This is a genomic window from Natronomonas aquatica (assembly GCF_024449025.1).
Lineage (GTDB): Archaea > Halobacteriota > Halobacteria > Halobacteriales > Haloarculaceae > Natronomonas > Natronomonas aquatica.
In genome coordinates this window covers 19,662-36,027 of sequence record NZ_JAHLKM010000014.1, presented here as the reverse complement: position 1 = coordinate 36,027, position 16,366 = coordinate 19,662, and the positions used below count along the sequence as shown (strand labels likewise).

The following is a 16,366-nucleotide window of genomic DNA, read 5'->3' as shown; positions in this document are numbered from 1 at the left end:
CGAGCTAGCGGTTCAGGATCCGGTAGTTCCCACGGTCAGTGATCTCGAGACGGCTGTCTTGCGGCAAGACGATGGTCGTGTTCTTCGCCTCGATGACGGCCGCTCCCTCGATCGAACGACCGACGGCGAGTGACGGACCGTGGTAACGCGGAACGTCGATCCGTTCGGTGCCGAAGTACGCCGGACTTCGGCCACGGAGGGCGTCACTCTCCGGCGCTGTCGTATCTCTGGCAGGCGCACCCGTCTGCTGGTCGTCGGTTCGGGCGCTCGCCTCGACCCGCCAGTGGATGAACCTGATATCCTGATCCTCCATCCGGTATCCGTAGGTCGCTTCGTGGCTCTCGTGAAACCGGTCGACCAGCTTCTCCACGTCGGCCGGATCGAACGGTGGTGAGGGGATGGCAACCTCTACCTCCCAGGCTTGCTGTGTGTATCTGGCCTCGGTGTAGTACGTGAGTTCACGGTCCCTTTCGTCCGCCCCGACACTATCGAGGAACCGGCGTGATTTGTCCGTCAACGAGCCGAGCGTCTCGTTTACCGCATCGAGGTCGAACGTGTCGCTTTTCGTCTGCTGGGTCGCCGAGAAGTCGTGTCGGATATCGGAGTACGACCCCCCGATCGCGCTGATAACGCCGGCCTCCCGCGGTAGTATGATCTCCTCGACACCCAGTTCGCGAGCCAAGGGAACGACGTGCAACCCGAGAGCGCCGCCGCCACCACAGACGACGTACTCTCGGGGATCGATCCCCCGTTCGATCGTGACCTCCCGCATACCGGTGACCATGTCCTGGTTCGCGGTGGCGTAGATCGTGTGGGCGGCCTCTATCGTCGATACGCCGAGTTCGTCGGCGATCCGTTCGTCGATCGCCTCTTCGGCCGCCTCGAAGTCGATCGACATCTCGCCGCCGAGCTGTTGGTCCTTCGACAGGTAACCCAAGACCAGCGCAGCATCGGTGATCGTCGGTCGCTCCCCGCCCTGCCCGTAACAGACCGGGCCGGGCGAGGAGCCCGCACTCTCGGGACCGACGTGGAGGAGTCCCCCCTCGTCGACCCACGCGATGCTTCCGCCGCCGGATCCGATACTTCTGACGTCCACTTTTTCGATGCCGAGGATGCTGTCGGCCACCTCGGCGTCCCTCGTCCGCGAAACGTTACCCCCCCGGATAAGGCTCATATCGAGGCTCGTCCCGCCCATATCGAGGGCGATCACGTTCGGCGTCTCCGTTTCCAACTCCAGCCGTGTGGTCTGCAGTCCCGCCGACGGAAGCATCGTCGGTCCGGAGTCGACGGACCAGATCGGTAACTCGACGACATCGTCGAACTGCATCACGCCACCGTTTGCGGTGATGAGAAGCGGCTCTTTCGTGTACCCGTTCTCTTCGAGCCGGTCGCGGAGCCGGGACAGGTAACTCGCGATCGGCTCCTTGAGCGACGCATCGATCGCCGTCGCCGACGTCCGGCGATACTCGCGGATGATCGGGTTCACGCGGTGGCTGAGCGAGTAGTTCAGTCCGGGCGCGTGTTCGTCGATGAGCGACGCGATACGCCGTTCGTGGGCCGGATTCACGTGTGCCCAGAGAAGCGAGACCGCGACGGCGTTACAGTCTCGCTCGACCGCCCGATCGATGGCATCGATCACGCTTTCCTCGTTTAGTGGGGTGACGACCTCGCCCTCGGCGTTCACCCGTTCCCCGACGCCGTAGGTGAGCGATCGCGGGATGTACGGATCCGGGTAGTCGACGTGTACCTCGAAGGCGTTCTCCCGGCCGCCATTACGGAACATCAGCGTGTCACGGAAGCCGTCCGTACAGAGCAAGGCTGTCTTTGCCGTCTCGCCTTCGAGGATAGCGTTCGTCGCGATAGTCGTCCCGTGGACGATTTGCCCTGTCCGATCCAGGAGCGTCCCACGAGTGATCCCCTCGGTATCGGCCGCCTTGTCCAGGGCGTTTATTACGCCGTCCGTCAGATCCCCGTGAGTGCTCGGGACTTTCACCGATAGCGATCCCCCCTCTGAATCCCGAAGGAAGAGATCCGTGAACGTCCCGCCGATGTCGATGCTGAGGTGATAACTCATCGTTCCTCCGTGCGTTCTTCCCGCAGTGTCCGTGTTTTCTCCTCGTCGAGAGAGATCCCACTCTCGGCCGGTTCGATGACGACGCCATAGCTATCCCTGGCGGCTTTCGGGGAGACGAGTCCCGCCTCGACGTCCCGTTTCACCGCCTCCGGATCCCGCTCGGTCGGATCCCCGTATCCACCGCCACCGCACATCGTGCTGACGAGCGTCTCGCCGGCTTCGAAGACGGGATACCCCATGCCCGGCAGTTCCTTGAGTTCGCCGTCCTGCGTTCGTTTGTGTACCTCGGTCGTCGTCCCGTCGTCGCCGCCGACGATCCCTTGGGGAGGATACGCCGTCTGCATGTTGCAGTACGCCGCCGTCATCTCGTCTTCGCGGGGACCCAGTTCGATTCTGACGCCCGGTCCCCCGCGCCACCGACCGGCCCCGCCCGTGTCAGTGGCGAGTTCGTACTGGTGTACGAGTATCGGATAGTTCTGCTCGGCGTTTTCGATGCTCTCTAACGTCACGACGCCGTTGTTGTTGGACTGCCCGTAGGTGATCCACCCGTCGTGGCCGTAACAGGAAGCCCCCCCGCCGGCGTTGAAGATGAGCTGATTGATGTAGAACTCGTCGTCCCGTCGAAAGTCGGTGCCCGAGACGACCGAACAGTGGGGCTGAGTGCCGCCGGTCCCTTCGCTTACGCCGTACGGTTCGCCCAGATCCCCGAACACGGCCTGCATCGCGTTGAACAGGGCATCACACACGTTCGTCGTCGCCACGGACGTCCCGACGGGCGGCTCCGGCTCCCCGACGATCTTTCCCTCGTCCATCTCGATCGAGACACGTTTTATCGCGCCGTGATTCTGGGGTAGGTCAGAGTCGATATTATAGAAGATCCCGCCGTACACTCCTGCGATGGTGGTCGCCTCCGAGAGGTTGAAGCCGGCGGGGATGTTCTCGCCGTTGTCGGTCAGATCGACCGAAATCCGGCCCTCGTCCGGATGTGTCTTCACTTTGACCGTGACCGGAATACCCTCCGGGGCGGCGTCGTTGAACGGCACGGGATCGTGGCGTGTCGTGTGCTGTATCTCGGCCTCGGGGAGCTTCTCCAGTTCGGCTTCCATCATCCGTTCGCCGTAGTCGATCCACTCTTCGGTGAACTGTCGCACTAACTCGACCCCGTACTCGGCACAGATCTCCTGAATCATCTCTTCGCCTTTCCTGACGGCTGCAACCTGTGCCCGATAGTCCCCGTACCACTGCCAGTCCCCGGCCCGAATGTTAAGCTTCAGCGTTCGGATGAGGTCCTCTTTGTCCTCGTAGTCCTCCTGAATGCGGACCGCCGGGAGGTGGGGTCCCTCCTCGTAGATGTCCTTCGCGTCGGCCACGTACGTCGTGGGCTGGGGGGCACCGACGTCTGCCTGGTGTGCCCGGTTGAGTACCCAAAACAGCGGCTCACCCTCGTAGAACACCGGGACGTGGAGCGTGTAATCCGCGTGGTGGGTGTTCCCGGCATACGTCGAGTTCGTCAGAAAACAGTCGCCGGCCGAGATGTCGTCGAATTTGTCCAGCGTGTATTCCGGAATCAGGTGGACGTTTGCCGCGTGAACTGGCAGACCTTTGTCGTACATGAACTGCCGGCTGTCGTATAGTGTAAACGCCGAGGTGAAATCCCGAGCGCTGTTTATGACCCCCGATCTGGCCGAACTCATCAGTGACTGTGACATCACCGTGATCGCTTCTTCGAACTTCTTCGACAACACGGTCATCTGAAACGGCTCGAGATCCCCGTCCCCGATGCTAACGTTCGGGCTGGTCCCATCTGCCATGCTACGTACTGACATCTCCTATTATATATCCATTTTGATACTGAATAAAGGAGTATATGTGATCAAAATACTCTGTACACTGAACGAACATGATTTTTATGTGGGGGACGGAACCTCACATGTCTGAGTGCCCCGCTGCCAATCAGGCCTGCGGATCGGCTCCCCAGATAGCTCGACCGAGTCGGGCGTCACACGATCGAATACCGATCTTTCCGTTGCCGGGTTACGTATTCGATAATGAATCCCGCATCGTAACCGCGAGTTCGGAAATCGTTGTCGGGGCCTCCTGTTTCGCGGCGAAAGCGATCGTCTCGGCGACGTCTTTCGGATCGAGCGCTTCCCCAGCGTCGTATTTTTCCGTGTTCGACGCTCGGAACGACGAGCCGAAGTCGGTGCGAGTCGTGCCGGGATTTATTAACGTCACCGCCACGCCGTCTTCACCGGCTTGTCCGGCGATACTGAGCGCGAACCCTCGGGTCCACCACTTCGAAGCGGCATATATCGGATAATCGGGCCGGGGATACCGGCCGGACGTGCTGCCGACGAAGAGCAGGGCTCCTTCGGAATCCAGAAGGTGTGGCATGGTCTCGCGTGTAACGAAGAACATCCCGTCGACGTTGACCGACATCACGGACCGGTACTCCTCCGTCGAAACCTGTGTGATCGGTCCCCCACAACCGATACCCGCGTTGTTCACGACGATATCGAGTCCCCCGAACGCATCGACGATACTCGATACCCCGCGAGCGACTTGGGTTTCATCGGTCACGTCCATCTCTACGGCTAATGCCTCGATGTCCGCTTCGTTTTCGAGTGTCTCGGCCAGCTCTTTGAGAACGTCCTCCCGCCGGGAAGCCACCGCGACGTCCGCTCCCCTGGCAGCGAATTCCTCCGCCGTTTTCCTTCCAATTCCCGAACTCGCGCCGGTAATGAGTGCTCGTCTCCCTCGCAGGTCTTTTTCGACCATCGTATGTTGTATGAATATGCTATTATATAGGTTCTTACGTGGACGAATATGAACTCATCCGGGTTAAATATTTAATATAACGATTGCAGGTCCGGGCCCCCGTTTTTATTCTACGACTAACGAATCGGGGACCGATGTCGTGTAACGGTGATCAAATAAGACGTCTGTTCGTTGGTGCACCGAAAACAAGACCGCTCCGGGCTTACGAACGTAGCCGGAGCGAGCGATCCTTACCGACGTGTGCCAGCCGATTCACTCGGGGTTCCACGACCACTCGTAGGGATACCACCGCTGGCCCGTCGTCGCTCTGTAATTGAACCCGTCTATTTCCTCTCGCATCATCACGAAGTGCCTCGGATTGGACACCCACATCAGCGGCTTCGCGTCATTAATGATCCGCTGTGCTTCGTTGTAGGGTTCACGGGCCTCCTCTAACGATTCCGACGCCCGTGCGTCCTCCATCAGTTCGTCGACTTCCTCGTCTTCCCACCAGTGGACGGTGTAGAAATTCGAGCCGAGGACCGACGAGTGGTGCGACAGGTACGTGTAGGGATCCACGGTCACCGGCGCGCCGCCGCCGCCCCGCCAGTTGGCACCGTACCCGGAGATCGCGTCCTCGGGGGACGCCGTGGAGTCGGAGATCTCGCCGAACGTCACGTTCCGGATCGAAGACTCGATGTCGATCTGTGCGAGGTTTTCCTGCCAGAGGAGCGGGACCCGATCCACCGGTCCGGTATCGCGGTACTTCGCGAACTGCATTCCCCCCGCTTCGTTGACCTCATCGAGCGTGTAATCCGCCTGATCGAGCAGATCCTGCGCGGCCTCGGGGTCGGCGGCACCCTCCGGCTCGATATCATCGTTGTGACCCGCCATCGGTCTCGGGACCGGACCCGCTCCCGGTCTCGACCCCGGGATTATGAGATCCTGTGCGGCCTCGTAGTCCACCGCCTCCGAGATCGCGTTCCGGACGTTGACGTCGTCGTACGGGGCTTTGGTGGTGTTGAACGTCATGATCCAGACCTGGATCGTGTCGATCTCGTTGATCACCGTATCGTCCCGCTGCTCGAGTTGGTCGTAGGTTTCCTGAGCCAGGTTGTGTCCGGTGTAGTGGGCCTCGTTTTGATCCCACATCTGGATTATCGTCGAGTTCTCCTCGATGTTCTGCCCCTGGATGTTCTCGATCGGGTTCTCGACGTGATCCCAGCCCCCGTGGTAGTCCTCGAACCGCTCCCACCGGACGCGGGCGCTGTTGTCCCACTCCGTCATCACGTACGGGCCACAGCCCGCAGTGTTGCTTTGCATCCACTCGTGACCCCAGTCCCCGTCCTGTTCGTTCTCCTGGACCAGTTGTGAATCGACGATCGAAAAGTTCGCGAGTGCGCCAAGGAAGTGTACCCACGGCTCCTCGAGTTCTATCCTGACGGTATAATCGTCGGGAGCGCTCAACCCTTCGGGGGTTACGAACCCTCTGAACGTCGAGAACGCGGGACCTTCCATGTTATACGCCCGCTCGAACGAGTAGATAACGTCCTCCGCGGTGAGTTCGTTCCCCGAGTGGAACATGACTCCTTCCTTGAGCGTGAACTCGAACGTCCGGTTGTCGATGACTTCCCACTCCGTCGCCAGCCGCGGGACGAGTTCGTGATCCGGGGCGGGGGACTCCGCGACGAGGAAATCGTAGCTCGCCTGATACACGTTACCGGTCGAGTCGATAGACGGGGCGGAAAAGCCGGGGTCTAGCGTTACCGTGATGATCTGTTGGCTACTTCCCAGCTCGGGCCGGTTGACATAGTCCGGTTGGGAACTCCCGCCACCGCCACCGCCGCCGTTGCCGTTGCCGTTGCCGCCGTTACCGTTGCCGCCGTTGCCGTTGCCGCCGTTACCGTTACCGCCGTTACCGGAGCATCCGGCTAACCCGCCTCCGATAACGACGCCACCGGTTGTTTTTAGGATATCTCTACGCCCGACACGCTGGTCTTCTGAGACCATACCTATGATGTGATATCGTGTATCATAAAGCTACTGGTGATATTTCTGGATATTCGTTATTGTATATTGGATTGTACTGAATGCCTTTGTGATCTTTACATTGTTTCTTGAATACTGTATATCACTATCTCCCCGGCTAGCCCTCGGTGAACGGGTTGCTCCGGACTTCAGAACGGAGATCAGTCGTTCTGCGTGGACTGGATGGTCATATGTAATTTTTATTTGGATATAACAGGACTTACAATCACTAAATCAAAACATTCATTAGGATTTGTATAGAGAAATGGCCTATGGGAAGTAAACCAGAGAGGGTAGACGGGGCCGATCTGACCTCTCCCTTCGCGGTCTGTAAAGCCATCTCCGATGTTGTCGGGTCCACGCTCGGGCCCAAGGGATTGTACAAAATGGTCGTCAGGAGTTCCGGAACGCCCGTCGTTTCGAAGGATAGCGAGACGATACTGGACGAGATGGATATCGAACACCCCGCCTACGATATCATCCGAAGCTACATCTCGGACAACAGTTCGGTGTATACGACCCTGGAGCTCCTCTTGCTGGGAGAACTGGTCGAGAACGCCCTCGAACTGGTCGACGAGGGGATCCACCCGACGCTCATCGCCGACGCGTACGATATGGCTGCCCGGGAGGCCACGGCTTCGATGGCGGCCGCATCGACGAACAGAGCGAGGGACCGACAGTCCCTCGAGGAACTGATCGCCACGCATCTGGAATCGAAGACTATCTTCGACGACAGCAGCTCCCTGGCCAACACCGTGTTAGATGCACTCTGTGACGATCTGGGGAATCGAGAAATCGATGTCGACGACGTCGAAATATACACTGTAAGCCGGAAACAGGTCACCGATTCGGTCACTATCCCCGGAGTATGCGTCAAAAAACGCCGACCGGTGAACCACACGCGAGTGTCGCTTCCGCTGCGCGACGTGAACGTCCTGTTGACGAGTGATTCGCTGCAGCTGAACGAGTCAAACCACGATATCGAGAGGAACGTACGGAACGGGACAGGGTTCACCGACGGGGAGGCGAACAAGAAAGACGAGTTCGTCCGGATGCTGGCCGCCACCGGTTGTGACGTCGTCTTCTCGGCGAGTCGGGACAACGCGGACCACGAGATCCAACAGCGCCTCTCGGAAAGAGATATCGCGGTGTTCCACCAGATCGACAACGACGTAATGGAGAAGCTGGCTCGAGTGACCGGCGCCACCGAGGTGTTGCATCTTCAGGACGTCTCCGGGACCGACCTCGGCCACGCCGAACGGATCCGAAAGAGGGGAATCGGGGACGAGACGTACGCCTTCGTCGAAAACGACGAGCGGTCCTCGGCCAGAACCGTCCTGTTGCAGGCCGGGACCGAACAGGCACTAGACACGTACGAGACCGCGGTTGAGGAGTGTTTACACGTCGTCGATGGTTTCCTCGAAGACGGGAAGGTCGTTCCCGGTGGTGGCGCTTCGGAACTACACGCCTCTATGGCGCTGCGGGAGCGGGCAAACGGCATCGAGGACCGAAAACAACTCGCCGTCCAGGCATATGCGGACGCACTGGAATCCATCCCCGAAACCCTCGCTGTGAACGCGGGGATGGATCCGGTCGATACGGTCGTCGAACTGCGTAACAAACACGACGCGGGGATGACCGGGTTCGGCGTCAACGGCGCCGACAGCGACGTCGTCGATATGTACTCGAACGGCCGCGTTGAACCGCTTTCGCCCAAGGCTTCGTCGATTCGGCTGGCCACGGAAACCGCCATCCTGTTGTTACGGATCGACGGTATCCTCCTTACCGACGACGGGGAGCCGTCGACGGATGCGGTTTCCCCCGAAGGTCCGGCCCAGCACTCGATTCAGCCCGAAAGCGCGACCCAGGACTAGAGCTATCGTGTCCACGGTTGCGCGGCTGTTCTTCGGTAACGACGCCGATATCCTCGCCGAAACGCGTTTCCAACTCCTGCTCGCGGCGGAGCTGGTCATCGTTCTCGGGACGAGTCTCGTGTCGCCGATTCTCGATACGCTCGCCACAGTGTACGCGGTTTCCCCCGCAGTTATCGGTCTCATGGTCACCGCCATTACTGCCCCGGCGATAGTGCTGATCCCGATCGGAGGGAGCCTGGCCGATTGGTACGGTCGGCGCCCGGTGTTGATCGTCGGGCTACTGCTGTTCGGCGGTGGCGGGAGCGCACTAGCCTTCACAACGGACTTTCGGGTCGTGCTTGCGCTCCGGACTATACAGGGGGCGGGCTTTGCGTTCACGCTACCGACGCTCATTACCACCATTCGTGACCTCTATGGCGGACAGCGGGAATCGACCGGACAGGGGCTCCGGAACGCGACGGGGGGCGTCTCGAACGCGCTGTTTCCGATCCTCGCTGGCGGCCTGGTCGTGGTCGCCTGGCAGCTCCCGTTTCTGCTGTACGGGCTCGCCTTGCCAGTCGCCGTCACCCTGTACGTGTGGTTCGACGAACCGGCCGATCTGCACACGAACGACGCTCGGATGGACGGTAACGGAGGGGAGCCGTCGACGGGTGGGGACGGCGGACGGCTACGCTACACGAAACAGGTGTTGAAGGCTGCCCTCCGGCGTCGGGTCGCCGCGATCCTCGTCGCCCGGGCGTTTTATTCCGTCGCGATGTTCGCTTTCCTCACCTACATCTCCCTCGTCGTTGCGAACATCTTCGACGGATCCCCCGGTCTCACGGCGCTTTTGATCTCCGTTTGGGCCGGCATCTACTCGATCGTCTCGACACAGGCCGGTCGGGTGACCGGCCGGTGGGGGTATACCGGCCCGCTGATCGTGCTACACGCGGGACTGGGGATCGGGTTGATCCTGACCGTGGTCGGCCCGTCGATATACGTCGCCGGCCTCGGGGTCGTCTGTATCGCAGTCGGAGTCGGCACCGGTGGGGCACTCTACCGGAGTCTGGTCACCGGGTTTGCATCCAAACGGTTGCGGGCGGGGCTCGTCAGCATCAGTGAGGTTCTCGGACGGGTCGGGGCGAGCGTCACTCCGGTCGTTTTGGGCCTGGGCATCTCCGTTCTCGAGCCCGACCTCGGTATCGCGCTCGCGCTCCAGTACGTCCTCGGTGGGACCGGACTGGTGACCATGGTCGTCGGTATCGGCTGTGCCGTCGTCTATTGGCTGGACTCGCCCTCGAACGAGCGACCGACCGCCAGTTCGCAGATGTAAGAAAGATGAGCGACAAAGAAAAGAAAGATTAATTTTCTGCGAGATAGACTGGTCAAATGTCATGGGAAATGACCGATTACAGGGTGATGTTGCTGTCGTTACTGGAGCGGGACGAAACATCGGTGAAGCGATCGCAAAGCTGTTCGCCGAGGAGGGCGCCTCCGTCGTCGTCGCGGATATCGACGAGGAGCGGGCCGACTCCACGCGGGACGAAATACTGGAGGCGGGAAACGATGCGATATCGGTTACCACCGACGTTTCCGACGAAGAACAGGTGCGAGCGATGGTCGATCGCGCCGAGGACGCGTTCGGCCCTATCAGCATACTGGTGAACAACGCGGCGATAAAGGAGGTCTGTGACTTCCTGGAGATGTCGACCGAGATCTACGACAAGACGATGGATGTCAATCTGCGCGGAATGTTCCTCTGCACCCGGGAGTGTGGCAAGTCGATGAGGGACGCCGATTCTGGCCGGATCATAAACATGTGCTCTACGTCGGGGCACAACCCGGAGCCAAACTCGGTCGCCTACGGAACTTCGAAGGGCGGTGTGATCAACTTCACCAGATCCGCCGCCGCGGCGCTTGCGGAGTACGACGTCCGGGTCAACGCGCTCACGCCGACCAGAACGGGGAAACGGACGCTACCGGGTGACGGATCCGGGGAGGCGCCGGTAATGGAGGACGATCTGACGGACGACGAGATCCGCGATCAGATCCTCCTCGACCGTATCGCGACGCCTCGCGATCAGGCGAACGCTGCCCTGTTCTTGGTCTCCGAGGAAGGCGGATTCGTCAACGGAACCGAACTCAAGGTAACCGGCGGCAAGCATTGATCAGTCCCGGGGGGTGATCCACGGTTCGCCGCCATCGAGTCGCCTTCGCGCCGTTCTGTGCCGCCGATATCCGATCCCAGCACGACAGTCTCAACTCACGAACAGCCGTCGGTCGGCCCGCTCGTGGTCGGCCGCCAGCACGTCCACCAGCGGCGTGAACTGCGACAGTTCCTCCAGCGAGCGGTCGGCGCTGTCGTCGACGACGTCGGTTATCACCGGCTGGAGCGAATCGAGGACGCGCTGGGCCTCGGTGTGGCCCAACGACAGCAACCGCTGGGCCGCGCCGAGCAGTCCCGTCACGAAGCTGTGACAGCACAGCAGACAGGCCTCACGTTCGTCGATGCCGGCCAGCGCCGTCGAGGCGCCGAGCACCACCGGATAGTTCCCCGGGGCGTCGCCGGAATCGACCCGTTCGGCGTAGCGATCGAACAGGTCCGCCTCGCGTAACGTCCGCTGGAGCGACAACAGCCGATCGCCGGATCGCTCGGCGCTGTCACGGAACTCCGCGGCCAGCGTCACCGCGGTCAGCCGTCGGTCCGCCGCACAGACGGTCTCGCAGTCCCCGGCCAGCGCCGCCGCGTGGGCCGCCCGCAGTGCCACTAGCTCGGCGGATCCGACCTGCCGCCGGAGGTACGTCTCCAGCAGGGCTTCCAGATCCGTCCCGTCCGTGACGCGGTCGTCCTGGACGAACTGCTCGAGAGCGTAGGACGCGGTATAGGCCCCGACCGGCAGGAACGAGTCGGCCAGCCGGAACGCCGAGAGGGTCGCCCCGTCGGCCGTCGGCGGATTACCGTCAGCCATCGTGTCCCCCGTCTACGCTCCGGACGCCGCCGGGTGGGTCGCCGTGGCTGTGGGAGTGCCCCTCGTCCGTGTGTGTGTGTCCGTGGTCGTGGTCATGTCCGGAGCCGTGGTCATGCTCGTGGTCGTGATCGCCATGGCCGCCGTGGCCGCCGTCGTCGAACGTCGTCGGCGGGACGGCCTCGAAGCGCGTCTCGACGCCCGCCGGCAGGTGATCGGCGATGGCCTCGAGCATCCGTTCGCGGGTGTCCGGGACCGGAAACAGCGCGTTGCCGTCCCGCAGGGCGAGGTCCCAGTGGCGGTTCCCCAGCGCATGGCCTAGCTCTACCCCTTCGAGCGCCGATACGTCGGCTCCGCCGAACTCCAAGACCAGGGCGTCGACGGCGTCGAGTTCGACCACGACGAGGTCGCCGCCGTCCGTTTCGAGTACGTCGCCGTCCCCGAGGTCGTCGGCGACGACGATGCCGATATCGGTCCCGTCGGTCGTCTCGGTGCGGACGCGTGAGCGCCGACGCTCCGTATCAGAGAGGACAACGCGGTGTGCGTCCGCCTCGGCGAGCAGTGCCGCGATTTCGGCATCCCTCCGGCGGCCGAGGCGGGTCTTCGCCACTAACATTAGTACTTCCTCCCGGACGGCGCGGCGGCCGCCAGCAACTCTTGGCGTGCGCGATCCCACGCGGTCCGTAGCGCGGCTTGTACCGTCTCGGCCCGCTCGCCTAGTGCCCGTACCACGACACCGGCGTCGTTCGGCAACGCCGTCGCGCCCGTCCGCGCCTCGCGGTCGGCGACCGCCGCATGGAGCATGTCGCTCAACCCCGCCGTCTCCCGGTCCGGGGCGACGACGAACGCCGTCCCGTAGACGGTGAATTCTCCGAGAACGCCCGGAGCCGTCGGATCGCGCTCTTCGGGCACGAGGTGGGTGGTGTCCTCGAACAGCGGCCCGTCCGGTCCGCGTGCCCGGACCCGCGAGCGGTATCGCTCGAAGGCGAACCGCTCGCCGCGGGCCAGCCGCCCCGGGACCACCACGTCCGCGAGGATAGCCGTCGAATCCGGTTCCAACTCGAGCGTCAGGTCCTGTGCATACCGGGCGTCCGCGTACAGGATAGTCGGCTCAGGCACGTAGTCGAGGTGGCCGCCGCGCTCGACGGACAGCGTCGTCTCGGCGGACGCGTAGTTGCGGTTCATCGACTGGATTTTCGTCGAGCTCTGCGTCGAGACGTGGGCGACGGCGTCCTTTCCGACCGCGATGTTCACCTCGTGGCGGTCCCCCTGTGCGACGCCGCCGGTCGGGGACTGGATGAATACTGTCGTTCCGTCGGGGTGCGGATCGTGATCCAGCGTCCCGGAGACATGGAACGGCACCGTCGTGTAATCGTGGACAAGCGCCGTCCCGGCGTCCGTCCGTCCGAACCGCAGATCCAGTACGCCGTCCTTCCCCGGGGCACCGACGGCGGCCTGCGGGATCGGTTCGGCGGCGTACTCCGCGAACGACGGGTGTGGCGCGTCCGTGCCGTCGGCGGCCATCAGGCGAACAACACCCCTTCCCGGACGTGTGACAACACCGTCTCGATACCGTCTTTAGCCTTGCAGTCGGTGAAGACGAACGGCCCCTCACGGACCGCCCCGGCGTCCCGCTCTATCACGTCGAGGTCGGCCCCCACGTGCGGCGCGAGGTCCGTCTTGTTGATCACCAGAAGATCGCAGTCGACGACGCCCGGGCCGCGTTTGCGCGGGATGTCCTCGCCCTCGGCGACGCTTATGACGTACAGCGAGTAGTCGGCCAGTTCGGGATTGAACGTCGCCGCGAGGTTGTCGCCGCCGCTCTCGATCAGGACCAAATCGAGGTCGGGATGTTCGTCGAGGAAGGCGTCTATCTGCTGGAGGTTCATCGAGGGGTCCTCGCGGATGCCGGTGTGGGGACACGCCCCCGTTTCGACCCCGGCGACGAGATCCTCCGGGACGACGCCGGCGAACCGCTCGCGCAGGCGCTCTGCGTCCTCCTGTGTGAGGATGTCGTTGGCGATGACGCCGACGTCCAGTCCGGCGTCCCGGAGACGCGGGACGAGTTCGGCCAAAAGCGTCGTCTTCCCGGATCCGACCGGCCCGCCGATCCCGACCGTCGCCACGTCCCGATGTGTCAGGCTCATTCGCTTTCCTCTCCCTCGCTTTCGGCTTCGTTTCGGTTTTCCCTCCCGCCCCCGTCGGCGCCGCCGACGCTGTCCGACCGGATCGGGTCGTGGACCGTCACCAGCTTCGTTCCGTCGGGGAAGACCGGTTCGACCTGTATCATCTCGACCATCTCGGGGACGCCGTCCATCACGTCATCGCGGCCCAAAAGCTGTGAAGCCCCCGCCCGTATCTCGGCGACGGACTGGCCCTCCCGGGCCCGTTCGATACACCAGTCGCTGATGTAGGCGACGGCTTCGGGATGGTTCAGCAGGACGCCGCGCTCCTTGCGGCGCCGTGCGACCTCCGCGGCGGTAAATACCGTGAGCCGTTCCTCCTCTTTCGGTGTCAGTTTCATATCATGTACCGTTGTGCGAGCGGCAGTTCCGTGGACGGTTCGCAGGTGACGTGTTCGCCGTCGACGGTCACTTCGAACGTCTCGGGGTCGACGTCGATGTCGTCCGGACAGTACTCGTTGTACACCATGTCGTCCTTGCCGGGGGTACGGGTCCCCTCGACGGGGATGACCCGCGATTCTAGCCCGTATTCCTCCCCGACGCCGCGTTCCGCCGCCGCCGGCGAGACGAACGAAAGCGAAAGGCCCTGTTTGGCCTTGCCGACGGCGCCGGCCCGCTCGCGCTGGCGGATGGGTTCGCAGGTCATCAGCGATCCGTTCGCTTCTCCCATCTCCGAGTGGACCGGGAACCCGCCTTTGAACGTCATCGCGGGTTTGATGCCGAAGAACGCGGGGTCCCACAGGCAGACGTCCGCTATCTTGCCGGGTTCCAGCGTCCCGACGTACCCGTCGATCCCCGCCGAGATCGCGGGGTTGATGGTGTACTTTGCGATGTAGCGTTTGATACGGAAGTTGTCCGCGCCGGTCCCCTCGTCCTCGGGGAGCGGGCCGCGCTGGGACTTCATCTTCGAGGCGGTCTGCCAGGTGCGGCTGATGACTTCGGCCATCCGCCCCATCGCCTGGGAATCCGATGTCATCATCGAGATGGCCCCCATGTCGTGGAGGACATCCTCGGCGGCGATCGTCTCCGCCCGAACCCGGGATTCGGCGAAAGCGACGTCCTCGGGCACGTCCGGGTTGAGGTGGTGACACACCATCACCATATCGAGGTGCTCGTCGAACGTGTTGTCGGTGTAGGGCATCGACGGGTTCGTCGAGGAGGGCAGCATGTTCGGCTCCCCGACCATCTCCATGATGTCCGGCGCGTGGCCGCCGCCCGCGCCCTCGATGTGAAACAGGTGCATCGTCCGACCATCGACGGCGTCGAAGGTGTTCTCGACGAACCCGGCCTCGTTGAGCGTGTCCGTGTGCATACACACCTGGACGTCCTCCTCCTCGGCCACTTCCAGCGCGGTGTCGATGGCCCGCGGCATCGACCCCCAGTCCTCATGGAGTTTCAGCGTGCAGGCGCCCGCTTCGATCTGCTCGCGGAGCGGTTCGGGGTCGGACGCGTTGCCCTTCGCGTAGAAGCCGACGTTGACCGGCCACGCCTCGGCCGCTTGCAGGTGGCGTTTGACGTTCTCCGGGCCGGTCGTACACGTCGTCGCCCCGCCGCCGTAGCCGCCGCCCAGCATCGTCGTGATGCCGGACGCGAGCGCGTGCTCGTGTAACTGTGCGGAGTTCCAGTGGACGTGGATGTCCAGCCCGCCGGCGGTCGCGATCTTCCCCTCGGCGGGGTATACGTCCGTCGACGGGCCCACGACCATATCGACGCCGTCCATCGTGTCCGGGTTGCCGGCCTTGCCGATGCCGGTTATTTCGCCGTTCCGGATGCCGATGTCGCCGGCGACGATGCCCAACACAGGATCGATGACCGTCGCGTTGGTGAGGACCCAATCGAGCGCGCCCTCCGTTTGGGTGACGCCGGGTGCCATCCCCAGCCCGTCCCGCAGGGTCTTCCCGCCGCCGAAGACGGCCTCGTCGCCGTGGGTCCGGTAGTCCGTCTCGATCTCGGCGAACAGTTCGGTGTCGCCGAGCCGGACCTTGTCGCCCTCCGTGGGGCCGTACAGCTCCGTGTAGGCCTCGCGGTCGATCTCGCGGGTCATTCCTCGGTCCCCGCCGCCCCGTCGCCGTCACCGCCGACGCCGGCATCCGCGAACCCGGCCGCGCGCAGTCGCTCGAGCGCCTCGTCGGGGGAGCCGTCGACGCTCCCGTCGACCATGCCGTTCATCCCGTGGGCGACCCGCTTGCCGCCGATATCGACCAGTTCGACGGTCTGTCGGTCGCCGGGTTCGAACCGGACTGCCGTCCCCGCCGGGATGTTCAGCCGCTTCCCGTAGGCCGCCTTACGATCGAACGAGAGGGCGGCGTTGGCCTCGAAAAAATGGAAGTGTGAGCCGACCTGAACCGGCCGGTCACCGGTGTTGCCGACGGTGACCTCCGCCGTTTCGCGGCCTTCGTTGAGCGCCACTGTCCCCTCGCCCGGGACGATCTCTCCTGGGTGGATGCCGTCGCTCATCGCGTCGGTACACCTCCACGATCGACCGAACTATTGTCTCTTTTCTCC

The 16,366-nt window shown here is 62.9% G+C and carries 14 protein-coding genes; 3 read left to right on the top strand and 11 right to left on the bottom strand.

Features of this window, described 5'->3' with window-relative positions; translation table 11 throughout:
- Window positions 1-4 precede the first annotated feature (4 nt).
- The 4 genes from KM295_RS10760 to KM295_RS10745 form a co-directional block, all read right to left on the bottom strand.
- Window positions 5-2,074 carry a hydantoinase/oxoprolinase family protein gene (locus tag KM295_RS10760; protein ID WP_256029955.1) on the bottom strand — a complete coding sequence of 690 codons (2,070 nt, stop codon included), beginning with the start codon at window positions 2,072-2,074 and terminating at the stop codon, window positions 5-7.
- Window positions 2,071-3,885 (bottom strand): hydantoinase B/oxoprolinase family protein, encoded by a 1,815-nt coding sequence (locus KM295_RS10755; protein WP_256029954.1) that lies wholly within the window; start codon window positions 3,883-3,885, stop codon window positions 2,071-2,073. The genes KM295_RS10760 and KM295_RS10755 overlap by 4 nt, the downstream gene beginning before the upstream one ends.
- A 223-nt stretch (window positions 3,886-4,108) precedes the next feature.
- Window positions 4,109-4,852, bottom strand: coding sequence for an SDR family oxidoreductase (locus KM295_RS10750; RefSeq protein ID WP_256029953.1), 744 nt, complete (start codon window positions 4,850-4,852; stop codon window positions 4,109-4,111).
- Window positions 4,853-5,104: 252 nt separating this feature from the next.
- Window positions 5,105-6,841 carry an ABC transporter substrate-binding protein gene (locus KM295_RS10745; protein ID WP_256029952.1) on the bottom strand — a complete coding sequence of 579 codons (1,737 nt, stop codon included), beginning with the start codon at window positions 6,839-6,841 and terminating at the stop codon, window positions 5,105-5,107.
- A gap of 290 nt (window positions 6,842-7,131) precedes the next feature.
- Between KM295_RS10745 and KM295_RS10740 the strand changes: the two genes are divergently transcribed.
- From KM295_RS10740 to KM295_RS10730, 3 genes are all read left to right on the top strand, one after another.
- Window positions 7,132-8,733 (top strand): TCP-1/cpn60 chaperonin family protein, encoded by a 1,602-nt coding sequence (locus KM295_RS10740; RefSeq protein WP_256029951.1) that lies wholly within the window; start codon window positions 7,132-7,134, stop codon window positions 8,731-8,733.
- A gap of 7 nt (window positions 8,734-8,740) precedes the next feature.
- Entirely contained in the window at window positions 8,741-10,045 is a 1,305-nt protein-coding gene (locus KM295_RS10735; protein ID WP_256029950.1) for an MFS transporter, read from the top strand.
- Between the two features lie 61 nt (window positions 10,046-10,106).
- Complete coding sequence (locus tag KM295_RS10730; protein WP_256029949.1) at window positions 10,107-10,880, top strand: SDR family NAD(P)-dependent oxidoreductase; 774 nt, start codon at window positions 10,107-10,109, stop codon at window positions 10,878-10,880.
- Between the two features lie 90 nt (window positions 10,881-10,970).
- Here KM295_RS10730 and KM295_RS10725 read toward each other — a convergent pair whose 3' ends face one another.
- The 7 genes from KM295_RS10725 to KM295_RS10695 are packed head-to-tail and all read right to left on the bottom strand — an operon-like array spanning window position 10,971 to window position 16,318.
- On the bottom strand, window positions 10,971-11,681 hold the full coding sequence (locus KM295_RS10725) for an urease accessory protein UreF (RefSeq protein ID WP_256029948.1): 711 nt from the start codon (window positions 11,679-11,681) through the stop codon (window positions 10,971-10,973).
- A complete protein-coding gene (locus KM295_RS10720; RefSeq protein WP_256029947.1) occupies window positions 11,674-12,294 on the bottom strand; it encodes an urease accessory protein UreE in 621 nt (206 codons plus the stop codon). The genes KM295_RS10725 and KM295_RS10720 overlap by 8 nt, the downstream gene beginning before the upstream one ends.
- A complete protein-coding gene (ureD, locus tag KM295_RS10715) occupies window positions 12,294-13,202 on the bottom strand; it encodes an urease accessory protein UreD (RefSeq protein ID WP_256029946.1) in 909 nt (302 codons plus the stop codon). Before ureD ends, KM295_RS10720 begins: the two co-directional genes overlap by 1 nt.
- Complete coding sequence (gene ureG, locus KM295_RS10710) at window positions 13,202-13,825, bottom strand: urease accessory protein UreG (RefSeq protein WP_256029945.1); 624 nt, start codon at window positions 13,823-13,825, stop codon at window positions 13,202-13,204. The genes ureD and ureG overlap by 1 nt, the downstream gene beginning before the upstream one ends.
- The gene (locus KM295_RS10705) at window positions 13,822-14,202 is read right to left on the bottom strand and encodes an urease subunit gamma (RefSeq protein WP_256029944.1); all 381 of its coding nucleotides are present in this window, start codon (window positions 14,200-14,202) and stop codon (window positions 13,822-13,824) included. The genes ureG and KM295_RS10705 overlap by 4 nt, the downstream gene beginning before the upstream one ends.
- A complete protein-coding gene (gene ureC / locus KM295_RS10700) occupies window positions 14,199-15,905 on the bottom strand; it encodes an urease subunit alpha (RefSeq protein ID WP_256029943.1) in 1,707 nt (568 codons plus the stop codon). Before ureC ends, KM295_RS10705 begins: the two co-directional genes overlap by 4 nt.
- Window positions 15,902-16,318: an urease subunit beta gene (locus tag KM295_RS10695; RefSeq protein WP_256029942.1), complete on the bottom strand. Its 417-nt coding sequence runs from the start codon at window positions 16,316-16,318 to the stop codon at window positions 15,902-15,904. Before KM295_RS10695 ends, ureC begins: the two co-directional genes overlap by 4 nt.
- Window positions 16,319-16,366 lie beyond the last annotated feature (48 nt).

Excerpts from the sequence above, each read along its gene's own strand:
- KM295_RS10760 (WP_256029955.1), bottom strand. The coding sequence starts at position 2,074 with ATGAGTTATCACCTCAGCATCGACATCGGCGGGACGTTCACGGATCTC.
- KM295_RS10755 (WP_256029954.1), bottom strand. The coding sequence starts at position 3,885 with ATGGCAGATGGGACCAGCCCGAACGTTAGCATCGGGGACGGGGATCTC.
- KM295_RS10750 (WP_256029953.1), bottom strand. The coding sequence starts at position 4,852 with ATGGTCGAAAAAGACCTGCGAGGGAGACGAGCACTCATTACCGGCGCG.
- KM295_RS10745 (WP_256029952.1), bottom strand. The coding sequence starts at position 6,841 with ATGGTCTCAGAAGACCAGCGTGTCGGGCGTAGAGATATCCTAAAAACA.
- KM295_RS10740 (WP_256029951.1), top strand. The coding sequence starts at position 7,132 with ATGGGAAGTAAACCAGAGAGGGTAGACGGGGCCGATCTGACCTCTCCC.
- KM295_RS10730 (WP_256029949.1), top strand. The coding sequence starts at position 10,107 with ATGGGAAATGACCGATTACAGGGTGATGTTGCTGTCGTTACTGGAGCG.
- KM295_RS10725 (WP_256029948.1), bottom strand. The coding sequence starts at position 11,681 with ATGGCTGACGGTAATCCGCCGACGGCCGACGGGGCGACCCTCTCGGCG.
- KM295_RS10720 (WP_256029947.1), bottom strand. The coding sequence starts at position 12,294 with ATGTTAGTGGCGAAGACCCGCCTCGGCCGCCGGAGGGATGCCGAAATC.
- ureD (WP_256029946.1), bottom strand. The coding sequence starts at position 13,202 with ATGGCCGCCGACGGCACGGACGCGCCACACCCGTCGTTCGCGGAGTAC.
- ureG (WP_256029945.1), bottom strand. The coding sequence starts at position 13,825 with ATGAGCCTGACACATCGGGACGTGGCGACGGTCGGGATCGGCGGGCCG.
- KM295_RS10705 (WP_256029944.1), bottom strand. The coding sequence starts at position 14,202 with ATGAAACTGACACCGAAAGAGGAGGAACGGCTCACGGTATTTACCGCC.
- ureC (WP_256029943.1), bottom strand. The coding sequence starts at position 15,905 with ATGACCCGCGAGATCGACCGCGAGGCCTACACGGAGCTGTACGGCCCC.
- KM295_RS10695 (WP_256029942.1), bottom strand. The coding sequence starts at position 16,318 with ATGAGCGACGGCATCCACCCAGGAGAGATCGTCCCGGGCGAGGGGACA.